Genomic DNA, 15723 nt, shown 5'->3' with positions numbered 1-15723 from the left:
CCGGCCGGGCTCTGTCTCCCAGCGTCATTCCCCAATTCTTCTTCGCATGGCCACATCCCCGCTTTCCACTTCCGCCAGCCCCGCCGACCTTCAGGGTACCGCCGCCACCGAGGCGCAGGCCAACATCCACGTGGTGTGCGCCGAGCCCAGCATTGCCAACCACTTCCTGGCCGAGCTGCGCGACAAAGAGGTGCAGAAGGACAGCCTGCGCTTCCGCCGCAACCTGCAGCGCCTGGGCGAAATCATTGCCTACCGCATCAGCGCCCACCTCAGCTACACCGAGCAGACTATCCAGACACCACTGGCCGAAACCCGCGGCAAACTCCTGCACGATTTTCCCATCCTGGCCACCGTGCTGCGCGCCGGCCTGCCGTTTCACCAAGGCTTTCTGAATTATTTCGACCAGTCGCCCAGCGCCTTCGTGGCCGCCTACCGTATCGAAGGCACAGCCCAGGTGCAGGTGCAGGTCGACTACCTCTCGGCCCCCAGCCTCGACGAGCGGGTCCTCATCCTGGCCGACCCCATGCTGGCCACCGGCAAAAGCCTCGTGCAAACGTACCGGGCCATGCTGCGCTTCGGCACGCCGCGCCAAGTGCACATCGCGGCCGTCATTGCCTCGCCCCAAGGCCTGGCCTACGTGGCCCGCGAAATACCCGAAGCCAACCTCTGGGTGGCCGCCATCGACGAAGGCCTGAACGAGCAGGCCTACATCGTGCCCGGCCTCGGCGACGCCGGCGACCTGAGCTACGGCAGCAAGCTGTAGCGGCGGCCGGGGTTCAAAATCCTTTCCACGCTTTTGAACCCCGGCTCTTCGAAATGGGTATCTTTGCCACGCGCCCACCCCGCGTTTGTTGCCCCTTCCACCGCCTGCCTTTCGTCATCCCGTGCTTCATCCCGCCGTTAAATGCGCGTCCGTGTTCTTGTTGAGCACGGTGAAGTTTTTGGGCGGCCCGTTGGCCGGCACTTCCATGGGGCTGCACTTCTGGCCCACGCTGGCCCTCACCGTGGCCGGCATGATGACCAGCGTGTTCATCTTCTCCGGCGTGGGCCGCGCCTGGATGCAACACCGGCAGAAGCAGCGACGCCTGCGCCGCGAGCCCATTTTCACCAAACGCTCGCGCAACATCATCAAGGTGTTCCGCAAGTTTGGCATGGGCGGCATTGCCTTCCTCACGCCCATTTTGCTGTCGCCCATCGGCGGCACGGTCATCGCCACGCTGCTGGGCGTGCCGCGGCAGCGCATCCTGCTGCACATGTTTTTAAGCGCGGTGTTCTGGGGCTCGGCCCTCACCTTCGCCAGCATGCACTTCGGGCACCTGTTCCACCACGGCAAGTAGCTGGCTGAATTGACAATTGAGAAAGAAAGAACTTCATGCTGAGCGCAGCAGAAGCATGACGTTCTGGTTTTTATTAACTTGACTCCTTTACCGCCCGCGCCGCTTCAGCGCCTTCAGGCCGGGGTTCGAGCCGCCTTTCTTGCCCACAAAGGCTTTGGCGCCCTTGCGGCTCTTTTTCTGGCCTTCCACGAAGGGCTTGCCCGTACGCTTGTCGATGGTCACGCCGGGCTTAATCCATTCTTTGCGCTCGTGGAAAGCGCCCTTAAACTCGGGGTCCAGCTTTTTGCGGCGGTCGTCGAGCTCGCGGCCCATCTTCTGCTTTTCCTCAAAAGGCGTTTCCTCTACCTTCACTTCCTCGGGCAGGGGCAGTAGCTCAATCTGCTGGTTGATGAGCTGCTCGATTTCGCCAATGTGCACCATTTCGGCCTCGTTGGCGAAGGTGATGGCCGCCCCGATGTGCTGCGCCCGGCCCGTGCGCCCGATGCGGTGCACGTAGTCGTCGTGCACGATGGGCACGTCGAAGTTGATGACGTGCGTCACCTGCGGCACGTCGATGCCGCGCGCGGCCACGTCGGTGGCCACCATGTAGCGCACCTCGCCGGCCCGAAACGCGTCCATGCTGTTGATGCGGGCGTTCTGGCCTTTGTTGCCGTGAATCACGCGCACCTCGCCGGCCGGCGCCTTGCGCTCCAGGAAGTGGGCCACTTGGTCGGCGTGCTCTTTGGTGCGGCAGAAAAGCAGCACCCGCGTCATGGTTTCGGCGTCGCGGTGCAGCAGGTAGTGCAGCAGGTTGATTTTGGTGAGCAGGTTGGGCGCCTCGTACAGCACCTGGCTCACCGTGGAGGCTGTTTTGGCCGGCGGGCTCACCTCCACCCGCACCGGAAATTCCAGGAATTCCTCGCTCAGCGTGGTCACGCGCTCCGGCATGGTGGCCGAGAACAGCGCATTTTGCCGCTTGCGCGGAATAATTTCCAGAATGCGCCGAATCTGGGGCATGAAGCCCATGTCCATCATCTTGTCGGCCTCGTCCATAACGAAGGTTTTCAGGTCGGTGAGCCGCACGGCGCCTTTCAGGTAAATTTCCAGCAGGCGGCCCGGCGTGGCCACCAGCACATCGAGGCCCTGGGCAATGGTTTCAATTTGCGTTTTAGGCCCCAAGCCGCCGTAAATGGCGAAAATGCGCAGGTCGGTATTCACCGCCAGCGCCTTCAGATGGGTCTCAATCTGCATGGCCAGCTCGCGCGTGGGCGCCAGCACCAGCGCCCGCGGGTTGGTGCCCTGGGCGTATTTCACCTTCATCAGCAGCGGCAGGCCGAAGGCGGCCGTTTTGCCGGTGCCGGTTTGGGCAATGCCCAGCACGTCGTGCCCCGCCAGCAGCAGCGGAATGGTTTGCTGCTGCACCGGCGTGGGCTCGGTGAAGCCAGCGTCGGCCACGGCCGAGAGCAATTGTTTGTTGAGCTTGAAATCGTTGAACGACGGGGCAGTGTTGGGTTCCATTCCGCAAAGGTCGGGCTTTTGTGGCGCGTTTTCCTTCGGCATCAGAAAAGAACGTCATGCGGCGCGCAACCGAAGCCTCTCCACCGCCTCGTTGTAGCGGTCTTGATTACTACTGCGGTAGAGAGGCTTCGACTGCACTCCGCACGATGTCCCTGAACAAAGAGCAAACGCATCAGCAGAACTTTTTTTGTCGATTCCCGCTTCTTTTTCTATCTTTGCCCCACCAAAACAAACACGGTAGATATAGCTCAGCTGGTTAGAGCGTCGGATTGTGATTCCGAAGGTCGTGGGTTCGAGCCCCATTATTTACCCTCCAAAAACGAGTCCCCGGAGAATTATCCGGGGACTTTTTTGTTGCTTGTTTTAACACCGTTTTAATGCGGAGCTAATTTCGACCGTTTTTACTCACCACACTTTTCATCCATGAGTCTTCTCGTCATCGGCAGCGTTGCGTTCGACGCCATCGAAACGCCTTTCGGCAAAACCGATAAAATCATCGGCGGCGCCGCTACGTACATCAGCCTGTCGGCTTCCTATTCGCTGAAAGCGGTGAAGCTGGTGGCCGTGGTGGGCGACGACTTTCCGCAGTCCGACATCCTGCTGCTGGAAGAGCACGGCGTCGACACCGAAGGCCTGCAGGTAAAGCAGGGCGAGAAGTCGTTCTTCTGGTCGGGCAAGTACTCCAAGGACCTGAACTCGCGCGAAACGCTCGTGACCGAGCTCAACGTGCTGGCCGATTTCGACCCCATCATTCCCGATAGCTACCAGGACTGCAAGTACCTCATGCTGGGCAACCTGGCCCCGCAGGTGCAGCGCCTCGTCATTCAGCGCCTCGTGAACCGGCCCAAGCTGATTGTGATGGACACGATGAACTTCTGGATGGACATTGCCCTCGAAGAACTCATCGCCACCATCGAAATGGTGGACGTGCTCAGCATCAACGACGAAGAAGCCCGCCAGCTCTCCGGCGAGTACTCGCTGGTGAAGGCCGCCAAGAAAATCCTGGCCATGGGCCCGAAGTTCCTCATCATCAAGAAAGGCGAGCACGGCGCGCTGCTCTTCCACAAAAACAAGGTGTTCTACGCCCCGGCCCTGCCGCTGGAAGAAGTATTCGACCCCACTGGCGCCGGCGACACGTTTGCGGGCGGCTTCATTGGCCACCTGGCCGCCACCGACGACATCAGCTTCGAAAACATGAAGCGCGCCGTGATTCACGGTTCGGCCATGGCCTCGTTCTGCGTCGAGAAGTTTGGCTCGGAGCGCCTGCTCAACCTCACCGACGAGGAGGTGGAAGCTCGCGAAGCCCAGTTTGCTGAACTGGTGAAGGTGGTGCCGGCCGCGGCCGTGGCCAACGTTTAGGGCCAGGAAATAGCTCGTGGGCTCGCCGCTGTCGGCGGCAGACAACTCTTTGGCGGCAGTGTGGGTACAAGGATTATCCATCCACTTTTCCTTTCCACGCCATGGCCACCAAAAAAGAATCTGACCTGACCAACGAGCAGACTTCGGTTAATCCGTTCGCCAACACCAAAACCGGCGGCACGATGAACCAAAACCCGAACCAGAGCGACCTGACCCAACAGGGCAACCAAACCAAAGGCAACACGCCCGGCGGCAATTTCAACGAAACCCGTCATACCCAGGCCAACAAGCCGCGCAGCAACCCGCAAGGCAATAGCCCGATGTCGATAGACACCAACAGCGCGAAAAAAGGCCCCGGCAAAAAAGCGAACTAACCCCGCTGCATGCCAACGCAAAAAGCCCCGCCATTGCAAATGGCGGGGCTTTTTGCGTTGGCAACAGTGGCTAAAATTCCCAGTCCAGCCACTGCTGATACCCGCGCTGCTGGGCGGCGTCGGCCGTCTCCAGCTTGTCGATGGCGTAGCGCTGGCCGAAGCTGACGCCGGGCGTGGCGGCTAGCCGCACGGTCAGCAAGCGGTTTTGGCGAAACACGCTCACCTCAAATTCTGCCGCGCCGCTGCTGAGCAGCGACTGCAGGTTCATGTCGACGCGCCGGCCGTTGATGGCCACTATTTCATCGTCGACGGTCAGGGCCGCGGCGGCCGGCGAGCCGGGCCAAATGGCCGTGACTTCGGTGCGCTCGTTTTTCACCACGGTTCTAAACCCGAAAAGGCCTTCGGAGGCCGAGGCGTTTTCGCCCACCAGCAGCTGGCAACCCACGGTGTGCAATACCCGGTCGAGCGGCTCCTGCAACGGCGCCGTGCCGTAAATGAACTTGTCGAAATACGCGTGCATGTCGCGCCCGGCCACTTCGTTCACAATGCGCACGTAGTCGTCCTCCGTGTAGCCGATGCCGGTTTTGCCGAATTCCTCGTACAGGCGCCGCATCACATCATCGAGGCTGCGCGCGTGGCCCGAGAGCTGACGCAAGGTCAAATCCAAAATCAGCGCCGCCAGCGCGCCCTTGTGGTACACCGATACCTTGCGGTCGGGCACGCCGTTTTTGTAGCCGTCCAGCCACAGGTCCATGCTGGCGTCGGCCAGGGAGAGGTTTTCGCCGCCGGCATCGTCGTAGTGCTTGCGCAGCACGGTGTTCAACTCTTCAAAATATTGCGCCGGCGTGCGCACGTGGCTGCGGGCCAGCAGGTACTCGCCGTAGTACGTGGTGATGCCCTCGGCGATGAAGCAGGTGCGGAAGTAGTTCTCGCGGCTGTAGTCGTAGGGCTGCATCTCGGCCGGCCGGATGCTCTTGATGTTCCAGGTATGAAACAATTCGTGGCAGCTCACGCCTAGTAACTCCTTGTACAACCCCTCGCTCATGATGAGCTCCGCCGGCCCCAGCGTAATCACCGTGGAGTTGTTGTGCTCCACGCCGTGGTAGTGCTTGTAGGGCAGAAACTGGTTCAGGAAGTGGTAGTCGGCCACTGGAAACCCCCCAAACAGCTCCAGCTGCACCTCCGAAAACGCTTTGAAATCGTGTAGCAGCTGCGGCCAGTTCACGTCGGCCTCGCCCTGCACCCACACGTGAAAAGGCAGGCCGCCGGCTTCGTACTCGTGGTGCGCCAGCGTAAGGCTGGCAATGAGCGGCGAATCGGCAAGCTGGTCAAAATTCTGCGCCGACAGCGTATTAGGAGCGGTTTGGGGCAGGCCGCAAGCTACTTGCCACGCATCGGGGAGCACCAATGTCAGCTCGCACGCCTCCTGCTGGCGGCCCTCGGCATACATCAGCGCCTGCACCGGGTTCAGGTACAGCTGCGACTCGTCGAGCCAGGAGCCGCCGGCGTCCATCTGGTGGGCATAGAAATGGTAGCGCACCCGCACCGTGCGGCCGGCGGCAGAGGCCACTTCCCACCGGTCTTTGGTGAGCTTGCGGTAGGGCAGGGGCTCGTTGGTAACAGCGTCCGCTACCTCGACTCTCTGAATTTTCTGGGCGAAGTTCTGCAGCTCGTAGCGGCCCGGGCGCCAGGCCGGCAGCTGCAGCTCCAGGGGCGCGGCCGCATCGGGGGCCACGTCCAGCGTGAGTTCAATCTGCAGGTAAAACGTGAGCGGGTTCTCGTAGGAAACGCGGTAGTGAATCATCGCCAAAACGGGTTAGAACGGCCTAAAGCTACGGCTCGCTAACGTGCGCTGCGTAAAAGTGGCTGAGGCCCTTGTCTTTTCCAGCCGAAGCCCGTACCTTTGCCGGCCCAACTCGAAACTCGTCTTTTTAAGATTCATTGATATGAAACGTACCTTCCAACCTTCGAAGCGCAAGCGCGTCAACAAGCACGGCTTCCGCAGCCGCATGGAAACTGCCAACGGCCGTAACGTACTGGCCCGTCGTCGCGCCAAAGGCCGCAAGCGCCTCACCGTATCCGACGAAGGCAAGCACAAGCGCTAGGAATTAAGCTGTTAGCCATTAGCTAATAGCTGTTAGCTAACTGCTGAAAATGCAAGACCCACAATCACCTGGTCCCCCTTCTCCCCCGGAGAAGGGGCCGGGGGATGAGGCCACCGGTACCGCGCCGCGCTCGCGCCGCCATACCTTTCCGAAAGAGGAACACCTGTGCCGCAAGAAGCTCATCGAAGAGCTTTTTGGGAAGCAGAGTTCCTCTTTTGGCGTTTACCCCCTGCGCTTCGTCTACACAAAAACCGAAGCGCCCACCACGGCCCCGCCGCAGGTGCTCATCAGCGTGAGCAAGCGCACCTTCAAGCGGGCCGTCGACCGCAACCGGCTGAAGCGGCTCATTCGGGAGGCGTATCGGCTCAATAAATATCGGCTCACGGAGCAACCAAACGGGCACCAAGTCGCTCTGCTAGGTATTATCTTCACGGGGAAGGAAAAAAGTCCACTGGCCCTGGTGGAAAAAAAATTAATTTCCGGTATCCTTCGTTTGATGGGCACGACTGTGGAAGCATCCGCTCCGCCGTCGGCCCCGTAGATTAGCCAGCCGCTACCCGTTCTGTATGACTATCCGCAAAAAGCTACTCGCTACCCTGGCCTTGAGCACCCTGGGGCTGGTTTCCTTTCGCGCCGGCTCGGATAACGAGCGGTACTTCGAAATCGCGAAGAACCTGGACATTTTCGCCACGCTCTTCAAGGAGGTCAACACGTATTACGTCGACGAGGTGACGCCCGCCAAGCTGGTGAAAACCGGCATCGACGCCATGCTGCGCTCGCTCGACCCCTACACCAACTACATTCCAGAGGACGACATCGAAGATTTCCGCACCATGACCACCGGGCAGTACGGCGGCATCGGGGCCTCGGTGGTGAAGCGCAACGGCAAAACCGTGGTGCAAAGCGCCTACGAAGGCTACCCGGCCCAAAAAGCCGGCTTGCTCCCCGGCGATGAAATCCTCGACATCAACGGCGTGGTGGTCGATAAGAAGTCGAACGCCGACATCAGCAAGCTCCTCAAGGGGCAGGCCAACTCCATGGTGAAGCTGATGGTGACGCGCTACGGCCAGGACAAGCCCATCGAAATCGACATCACCCGCGATAAAATTCAGGTCGACAACGTGCCCTACACCGGCATGATTTCCGGCGACGTGGGCTATTTCCAGCTGGGCGGCTTCACGGTGGACGCGGGTAAGGAAGTGCGCGCCGCCGTGACCAAGCTCAAGGAGCAGGGCGCGAAGAAAATCGTGTTCGACATCCGCGATAACCCCGGCGGCCTGTTGAACGAGGCCGTGAACATCTCCAACCTGTTCATCGACAAAGGCCTCGACGTAGTGAGCACCAAGGGCAAGGTGACGGAGTGGAACAAAACCTACAAAGCGCTGGACCAGCCGCTCGACACCCAGATTCCGATTGCCATCATCACAAGCAACCGCTCGGCGTCGGCCTCGGAAATCGTGTCGGGGGTGTTGCAGGACTACGACCGCGCCGTGCTCGTGGGCGAGCGCACCTTCGGCAAGGGGCTCGTGCAGGCCACCCGTCCCCTCAGCTACAACTCGCAGCTGAAGGTGACGACCGCCAAATACTACATCCCGAGCGGCCGCTGCATTCAGGAAATCGACTACGCGCACCGCGCCGATGACGGCACGCTGGGCAAATTCCCGGATTCGCTGCGCACGGCTTTTAAAACCACCGCCGGCCGCACCGTGTACGACGGCGGCGGCGTGGCGCCCGACATTGAGGTGCAGGACCGCGAAATTGCCGACATCACCCGCATCCTGCTTCAGAAAAGCTACCTTTTCGACTACGCCACCCGCTACCGCGCCGAGCACGCCAGCATTCCGGCTGCCCGCGCCTTCAAGCTCACCGATGCCGAGTATCAAAAATTCGTGGCCTTCTTGCAAGGCAAGAACATCAGCTACAGCACCGACGCCGAAAAGGCCCTCACCGACCTCAGCAAGAAGGTGAAGGAAGAAAAGCACTACGACGACGTGAAGCTGGAGCTCGAAGCCATCCGCAAGAAAGTGACCGTGAACAAGGCCAACGACCTGCAACGCTTCAAGCCCGAAATCAAGGAGCTGCTGGAGCAGGAGATTGTGTCGCGCTACTATTTCGAGAAGGGCCGCACCGAAGCCGGCTTCGACGATGACCCTAACATCATCGCCGCCGTGGCCGTGTTGAACGACCCGAACCGCTACGCCGCGCTGCTGAAGCCCTCGGGACAGGCCGCCAGCGCCCGCAAGTCGGCGGGGACGAAGTAATTTTGAGTTGCGTTAAATGGAAAAGCAGGCGCTGAGAGGCGCCTGCTTTTTTGGTACAAGTTGGATAGATTATGGCGGACTGGCTACTAAAGGCGAAGCACTGGCAGATATTTTTGGCGTTTGCCATCGGATATTTCATCTACACCTTTTTGCAAACCGACCCAATTACAGCCGGCTGCGTCTTCTTAGTGTTGTTGGTGCTCTACGTGGGTTACTACGCTATGCTTGGCAATGCCTTGTCTCATTATTTGCCAAGGAAAGTTCATCACAACGTTACTTGGTTTCTCGTTGATGCCTTCGTCGTAATTATAGCTTATGCGATTACTGCCATTGTTTTCGATGGGACATGGGAGGTAAGTGGACTGGCTACGCTTCCCATTTTTTATCTATTCTTTGCTATCGGTCATCTGTTTTGGTTTCCAGCTGTGGCTTTAGTTGCTATTGAAACCAGAAGTGAACCAGAATTTAGCCAGTACGCGGGTACGATGCTGCAAGTATTCTTCTGGCCGATTGGAATCTGGTTTGTTCAACCGCGCCTTAATCGCATTCACAACGCCATCCAAGCCGACACTCTTGATTATCCTCGCTCTTGAAACTTCTTCCCCCGTCTGCTCGGTAGCCCTGCACCGCGTGGCCGACGGCGCCCTCATCGGCCAGTCCGAACTGCGGCTGGATAAGTCGCACTCCACCCACCTCACCGTCTTAATTGAGCAGTTGCTCGAAAACACCGGCCACCGGCTGGCCGACCTCTCCGCCGTGGCCGTGAGCGACGGGCCCGGTTCCTACACCGGCCTGCGCATTGGCGGGGCCGCGGCCAAGGGCCTGTGCTTCGCGCTCGATATTCCGCTGGTGGCCGTGAGCACGCTGCGAGCGTTGGCGGCGCAGGTGGCTGCAGGCACCGCTCACCCCAAAAACTATTGGTATTGTCCCATGTTGGATGCCCGGCGCACGGAAGTGTACGCCGCCATCTATACGCACGAGGGACAGGAGGTGCTGGCGCCCACGCCGCTGCTGCTCGATGCCGATACACTGGCCGAACAATTGGCCCACCGTTCCGTGTTGTTCTTTGGTCACGGCGCGGCGAAATTTCGGGCAGTGCTAGGGGAGCATTCCAACGCGGGTTTTCTGGCGGGGATTGAGCCCTCGGCGATTTCGGTGGGGCAGCTGGGCGTGGCCGCTTTTCACCGGCAGGAATTTCAGGACGTGGCGTATTACGAACCGTTTTACCTCAAAGAAGTGTACACCACCACGCCGAAAGCGAAGTAGCGCAGACTTGTAGTCCGCGCGTATGGGCCGAAAGCGCAGTCTGTTTGTAAATGCTTTATCATCGCGGACTATAAGTCCGCGCTACACTATGGAACCCCTTTTCGTCAACCGCGTGGCCAATTCAGGCCTTGTTACCCTAAACCTGGAAGAATTCATCCACCCTGGCGAGCGGGTGGTGTACGACATCAAGGACAACCTCTTCCACGGCCTCATGCTGCGCGAAAAGGACTTCCGCGAGTTCGTCAAAACCCACGACTGGGCGCAGTACGACGGCAAGAACGTGGCTATTATCTGCTCGGCCGACGCCATTGTGCCCACCTGGGCCTACATGCTGCTCGCCACCAAGCTGCAAGGCCACGCCCACCGCTATGTGTTCGGCAACCTCGACGCCTTGGAGCAGTCGCTCTTTGAAGCAGCCATTGCCGCCCTCAATCCCGAAGAATACCGCGACGCCAAGGTGGTGGTGAAAGGCTGCGGCGACAAGCCCGTGCCCACTTTTGCCTACGTGGCCATCATGCAAAAGCTGTTGCCGGTCACGAGCAGCATCATGTACGGCGAGCCGTGCAGCACCGTGCCGCTCTACAAAAAGCCGAAGGCCGCCAGCGTAGTGGAATAATTGCTCCGCCTGTCCTGCTGAACGCAGTGAAGCACCTTATCACGTCAGGACGACCTGTTCGGACGTGATAAGGTGCTTCACTGCGTCCAGCAGGACAGCTAAGCTGGGCCTCCCGCATTGGTTCGCATCTTTGCACCATGCCCGAGCTTGCCCGCATTCCTTATAAAATTACTTTCCTCACCGGCGTTGCCATTGTGGTGGCCAATATGGTAGGCACGGGCGTCTTCACCAGCCTAGGCTTCCAAGTGATGGGCATTCACAGCGGCTTTGCGCTGCTGATGCTGTGGCTGGTGGGTGGCCTCATTGCCCTCTGCGGGGCCGTGAGCTACGCCGAGCTGGCCTCGGCCATGCCCCGTTCGGGCGGCGAATACCACTATCTGAGCCAGATTTACCACCCCGCGCTGGGCTTCCTTTCGGGGTGGGTTTCGGCCACGGTGGGCTTTGCAGCGCCCACTGCCCTGGCCGCGCTGGCCCTGGGCCAATACGCCAAAAGCGTGTGGCCGGGCTTGCAGCCCACCTGGCTTTCGGTGGCCGTGGTGCTGCTGCTCACGCTGGTGCACGGCAGCAGCACCCGCGTCGGCAGCCGCCTCCAAATCATCATCACGGCCCTGAAGGTGGGCGTGCTGGTGGTGTTCATTGGGGCGGGCGTGGTGGTAGGGGAGGGGCAGCCCATCAGTTTTCTGCCCGATGCTGCCGGCTGGCGCGCGCTACTCAGCCCGGCGTTTGCCGTCAGCCTTGTGTATGTGAGCTACGCCTACTCCGGCTGGAACGCGGCCGTGTACGTCACCGGCGAAATCGAAAATCCCAGGCGCAACCTCTCGCGCATCCTGCTGGCCGGCACCGCCGTGGTGCTCCTATTATATGTAGGATTGAATTACGTGTTTCTCCGCTCCACGCCGCTGGCCGGGTTGGAAGGCCAGGTCGAAGTCGGTTTTGTGGCCGCCACGTCCTTGTTTGGCCCGGTAGGTGGACGGTTGATGAGCGGCATTATTGCGGCGCTGTTGGTTTCCACGGTCAGTTCCATGATTTTGGCCGGGCCGCGCATCGTGCAAACCATGGGAGAAGATATTCCGGCCCTCCGTTTCCTGGCGCCAAAAAGCCGCGCCGGCATTCCCGTGCGCGCGCTGCTGCTCCAAACCGTCATTACCCTGGCCTTCATTCTCCGGCCAGGCTTCAAGGAAGTGTTGGTCTACGCGGGTTTCGTGCTGAATTTGTTCACCTTTCTCACGGTGCTGGGGCTATTCATTCTGCGCTGGCGGCGGCCCGAACTAGCCCGCCCGTATCGGGCCTGGGGCTACCCACTCACGCCCTTGCTTTTCTTGTGCCTGAGCGGCTGGACCTTGCTGTTCATCCTGCGCGACAAGCCGGTAGAGTCCCGCTATGGCCTTTACACGCTGGCGGCGGGCCTGCTGGTGTATTTCGTCATGATGCGGTCTACGCGGTCCAGTGCCGCGCCCCGGGCCAAAGCGCTGCCGTAAATTGCGGCTTCAATCCGGCAGCCAGTAGTGCTGCTTTTTACGTGTACACTATATAATGCTCCTTCGCACCGTTGCGCTTCGGCTGCTGCCGGCCGCTCTGCTCTTGCTTTCCGCCTGCTCCGAGTCGAACCCCAAAACTGATGCTACTTCCGGTAAGGAAGAAACCATGGCCACCACGGCCGATGCCATCGACCCCACCAAGCCAGCCGCGCCCCGCGCCAACGGCAAAGCCCCCGTCGCGGCGCCTGCTCCCAACCGGCCCACCGCCCCCGATACCGCCTACGCGCAAGACGTGGCCCTTTTCCTCGGGGGCCTGCAGCCCAGCCAGCACAGCAACCTCACCCAACTGGCGGCCACGCCTGCCTGGCAGGCCTTCGCCAAAGACCAGGACAAAAGCTGGGAGAAATACCGCGCCACCCACACCACGCGCATGACGCAGTGGGCCAATACCGAGCTCGATTCGGTGCACGCCAGCAGTCCCACCATCTTTTACCCTTTCAGCGGCCCTGATTTCCTGAACGTCGTCACGATGTTCCCCACCAGCCAAACCTACGTGCTCATGGGCCTCGAACCCGTCGGCAGCGTCCCGGCCCGCGCCACGCTCGAAAACCCCAAGCTGTTACCCGCCGTCAAAACCTCCCTCTGGTCGGTGCTCAATTTCAGCTTTTTCCGCACCAACGACATGGCGGTGGATTTGAAGTCTGTTGAGCTAGATGGCGCTTTGCCCTTGATGATGCTTTTCGCTGCCCGCACCGGCAACCAAATCATGGCCATTCGCCCCGTGCAGCTCAACGCCACCGGCCAACTCCAGGACGCCCCAACGGACACTACCCAGACGCTCGACCCTAAGTCCATCCCCGGCGTCGAAATGAAGCTGCGCGGCCCCGACGGCCAGCCCAAAACCGTCTATTACTTCTCCGCCGACCTCAGCGACTGGAAACTGAGCTCCAAAAGTGCCCCGCTGGAGTTTGTGCGGCACCTCGGCCCCCTCACCACCTACGTGAAGTCGGCCACTTACCTCATGCACAAGTCGTATTTCAACAAGGTGCGCCGCACCGTCTTGCGCCGCAGCCGCTACATCCTGCAAGACGATTCCGGCATCGCCATGAAGTATTTCCAAAAAGGTGCTTGGCACTTCAACTATTACGGCACCTATCGCCGCCCCATCAACCTTTTCGCCAAGCAATACCAGCCCGAGCTGACGGCCGCCTACCACGACACCATCCACCCGCCCAAGCCTCTCCCGTTCGGCACCGGTTACAACTGGCGCCAAACCGACTCCAACCTCCTCCTCGCCAAACGTCTGGTTCCCTTAGCCGACTAATCTGCGTATAAAACCAGCCCACAGGGCCGTGGTGGCAACATCACGGCCTTGTTTGTTTTACAGCCAGGGCGGAGTAATCAATATGTCTGCACGACTGCACCATCCTATGAAAGCAACTCATCAGCCTCGTTCCGCACTATACTATATAATAGGAACGGTATTCCTGCTAACCATAACAACCTTAGCTGCTGCCAGTATCCGGCTGGCTCCCTTTCGCCACGGGAGGGAGGTCCGGGCGATAAGGTCGACCCCAGACGATTCTCCACTTTTAGACTCTCTTCTAAAAGCCAACCCGCTGTTAAAACGCGTCGCCCTCAATCCTCAATACGAACTCCAAATCATCTATACCCAAATCAACCGAGACGCCCAGAACCATCCCAGCTTCACTCCCCACACTTACCACCTCAATCCCGGACAATACTTCAACCCCGCCAGCTTAGTCAAGCTTCCCGTCGTCGCTCTTTCTCTCGAAAAACTCAACGACCTCAATAAGCCAGGGGTAACCCGTCGCACCATTATGGCCACTGGCACCGCCTGGCGTTGCCAAACCCCCGTCCCCTTCGCGGCTCCTGCCGACAGCGACCGCGCCGCCACCGTTGGCAACTACATCAAGCGCATGCTCCTCGTAAGCGACAACGTCGCCTACAACCGCCTCTACGAATTCCTCGGCCAGCGTCCTCTCAACCAGCGCCTCCAGGAAATCGGCCATCCCAGTGCCCGCATCACCCGCCGCTTTGCCCCCTGCGACACCGCCGCCAACCGCCACACCAATCCCATCAGCTTTCACACCTCCCGCGGCGATACTCTATATAAGCAACCGGCCCAGTACAACCCTACCGCCTACCGCAGCCCACTCGGCCGCGTCCTTAAAGGCCGCGCATACCAAGCTGGCCGCCGCGTCATCCCCGAACCCTACGATTTTACCACCGCCAATCATCTCCCGCTCGCCGATATCTCCTCCTTCCTCCAAAGCATTCTGTTCCCCGAATCTGTCCCCACTGCCCAGCGGCTCCGTCTCACGCCCACCGATTACGCCTTCCTCCGCCGCTACCTCCACGCCACACCCCACGAGTCCGGCTTCCACGCCTACGGCCCTGCCCGCTACTTCGACGCCTACAAGAAGTACCTCTACTACGGCCGCAACCCCACCACTCCCCGCCAATCCAACCTCCGCATCTACAACATCGTCGGCATGTCGCACGGCTACCTCGCCGATGTTGCCTACTTCGCCGATTCTCTCCACCAGTCCGAATTCCTCCTCAGCGCCGTGCTCTACGTCAACCAAGACGGCATCATCAACGACGGCGTTTACGAATACGACAGCATAGGCCAGCCCTTTCTCGCCCAGTTAGGCCGTCAGATTCATCAATACGACGGCCAACGCCCCCGCTTATACCGTCCGAACCTCGCCGAATTCTTTATCTCTGAACTCACCCGCTAAAATTGTGCAGTAGGCCCGGTATCCTAAGTATTTGATATTAAATACCCCGGCGTACAAAAAGCGGCTTGGTTACGGTTGCCCCGAGTAAAAGTTTTTATACAGCCCTTGCTATCCCAAAAAAAACCTCCTACTTTTGCACTCCCAATCGCCAATAGGGCTACGGGTTCTGCCACAACAACTGCTGTGTAGAAAAATTGAAAGGTTCGGAACTTCACGCTTGCCGTATTTGTATCGTCTCTCGTGCCCGCTTCGCAAAGTCCTAAAAATTAATTTTCGTAAGGCCTTGCAAAAGCATAAAAAGTGCCTTACCTTTGCACCCCGCTTCGATTGGAGGCGGAAAGAGTTTGAAAAGCGGAAGAAGAAAAAATAAAAATTTTCACCTTTTGCTTGTCGATTCAAAGGTTCCTCTTACCTTTGCACTCCCAATCGCAAGAAAGGGGTTTAAAAAAAAGAAAAGTAGGCTCACAATAAGCCTCACTGCTTCACCAACTGGGTGTTGCACACGTTCTTTGAATGTTTGGAAAAGACAAATAGTAAGGACGCGGCTTCGCAAGAAGTGCGGTGAAATTACAAGCGTAACACGAATACATATAGCTCGTTAAAGCGGGTCGGATTCGCACTCGACATCAGCTCATCTTCGGGTGAGTGTAGAAATTTTTACAATG

At 59.3% G+C, this 15723-nt stretch carries 15 protein-coding genes and 1 tRNA gene; 14 read left to right on the top strand and 2 right to left on the bottom strand.

What is annotated here, in order from left to right:
- Nucleotides 1-46 precede the first annotated feature (46 nt).
- The gene (upp, locus tag JAO73_RS15805) at nt 47-763 is read left to right on the top strand and encodes a uracil phosphoribosyltransferase (protein ID WP_198978117.1); all 717 of its coding nucleotides are present in this window, start codon (nt 47-49) and stop codon (nt 761-763) included.
- A gap of 121 nt (nt 764-884) precedes the next feature.
- Nucleotides 885-1337 (top strand): small multi-drug export protein, encoded by a 453-nt coding sequence (locus JAO73_RS15800; RefSeq protein ID WP_198978116.1) that lies wholly within the window; start codon nt 885-887, stop codon nt 1335-1337.
- An 87-nt stretch (nt 1338-1424) separates the two neighbouring features.
- Here JAO73_RS15800 and JAO73_RS15795 read toward each other — a convergent pair whose 3' ends face one another.
- The gene (locus JAO73_RS15795; RefSeq protein ID WP_198978115.1) at nt 1425-2834 is read right to left on the bottom strand and encodes a DEAD/DEAH box helicase; all 1410 of its coding nucleotides are present in this window, start codon (nt 2832-2834) and stop codon (nt 1425-1427) included.
- A gap of 236 nt (nt 2835-3070) precedes the next feature.
- Here JAO73_RS15795 and JAO73_RS15790 point away from each other — a divergent pair.
- The 3 genes from JAO73_RS15790 (at nt 3071) to JAO73_RS15780 (ending at nt 4567) form a co-directional block, all read left to right on the top strand.
- Nucleotides 3071-3146, top strand: a tRNA-His gene (locus tag JAO73_RS15790).
- Nucleotides 3147-3257: 111 nt separating this feature from the next.
- Entirely contained in the window at nt 3258-4193 is a 936-nt protein-coding gene (locus JAO73_RS15785; protein ID WP_198978114.1) for a PfkB family carbohydrate kinase, read from the top strand.
- A 101-nt stretch (nt 4194-4294) separates the two neighbouring features.
- The gene (locus JAO73_RS15780; RefSeq protein ID WP_198978113.1) at nt 4295-4567 is read left to right on the top strand and encodes a hypothetical protein; all 273 of its coding nucleotides are present in this window, start codon (nt 4295-4297) and stop codon (nt 4565-4567) included.
- A 70-nt stretch (nt 4568-4637) separates the two neighbouring features.
- Here JAO73_RS15780 and JAO73_RS15775 read toward each other — a convergent pair whose 3' ends face one another.
- The gene (locus JAO73_RS15775) at nt 4638-6371 is read right to left on the bottom strand and encodes a M61 family metallopeptidase (RefSeq protein ID WP_198978112.1); all 1734 of its coding nucleotides are present in this window, start codon (nt 6369-6371) and stop codon (nt 4638-4640) included.
- Nucleotides 6372-6513: 142 nt separating this feature from the next.
- On the opposite strand from JAO73_RS15775, the gene rpmH reads away from it, so the two are divergent.
- From rpmH to JAO73_RS15730, 9 genes are all read left to right on the top strand, one after another.
- Nucleotides 6514-6672 (top strand): 50S ribosomal protein L34, encoded by a 159-nt coding sequence (rpmH, locus tag JAO73_RS15770; RefSeq protein ID WP_190928465.1) that lies wholly within the window; start codon nt 6514-6516, stop codon nt 6670-6672.
- 49 nt (nt 6673-6721) lie between these two features.
- Nucleotides 6722-7213: a ribonuclease P protein component gene (locus JAO73_RS15765; protein ID WP_198978111.1), complete on the top strand. Its 492-nt coding sequence runs from the start codon at nt 6722-6724 to the stop codon at nt 7211-7213.
- A gap of 25 nt (nt 7214-7238) precedes the next feature.
- On the top strand, nt 7239-8933 hold the full coding sequence (locus JAO73_RS15760; RefSeq protein ID WP_190928469.1) for a S41 family peptidase: 1695 nt from the start codon (nt 7239-7241) through the stop codon (nt 8931-8933).
- Between the two features lie 71 nt (nt 8934-9004).
- Nucleotides 9005-9526: a hypothetical protein gene (locus JAO73_RS15755; protein WP_198978110.1), complete on the top strand. Its 522-nt coding sequence runs from the start codon at nt 9005-9007 to the stop codon at nt 9524-9526.
- A complete protein-coding gene (tsaB, locus tag JAO73_RS15750; protein WP_198978109.1) occupies nt 9507-10199 on the top strand; it encodes a tRNA (adenosine(37)-N6)-threonylcarbamoyltransferase complex dimerization subunit type 1 TsaB in 693 nt (230 codons plus the stop codon). Before JAO73_RS15755 ends, tsaB begins: the two co-directional genes overlap by 20 nt.
- A gap of 88 nt (nt 10200-10287) precedes the next feature.
- Nucleotides 10288-10815 (top strand): DUF2480 family protein, encoded by a 528-nt coding sequence (locus JAO73_RS15745; RefSeq protein ID WP_198978108.1) that lies wholly within the window; start codon nt 10288-10290, stop codon nt 10813-10815.
- A gap of 137 nt (nt 10816-10952) precedes the next feature.
- A complete protein-coding gene (locus JAO73_RS15740) occupies nt 10953-12293 on the top strand; it encodes an APC family permease (RefSeq protein ID WP_198978107.1) in 1341 nt (446 codons plus the stop codon).
- A 55-nt stretch (nt 12294-12348) separates the two neighbouring features.
- Complete coding sequence (locus JAO73_RS15735; RefSeq protein ID WP_198978106.1) at nt 12349-13617, top strand: hypothetical protein; 1269 nt, start codon at nt 12349-12351, stop codon at nt 13615-13617.
- A gap of 82 nt (nt 13618-13699) precedes the next feature.
- Nucleotides 13700-15058 carry a serine hydrolase gene (locus tag JAO73_RS15730; RefSeq protein WP_317191234.1) on the top strand — a complete coding sequence of 453 codons (1359 nt, stop codon included), beginning with the start codon at nt 13700-13702 and terminating at the stop codon, nt 15056-15058.
- Nucleotides 15059-15723 lie beyond the last annotated feature (665 nt).

It is taken from the genome of Hymenobacter miniatus, from assembly GCF_016427455.1.
GTDB classification, from domain to species: domain Bacteria; phylum Bacteroidota; class Bacteroidia; order Cytophagales; family Hymenobacteraceae; genus Hymenobacter; species Hymenobacter armeniacus.
Note: the sequence above shows the minus strand (reverse complement) of the source record. Positions and strands in the feature narration are given on the sequence as shown.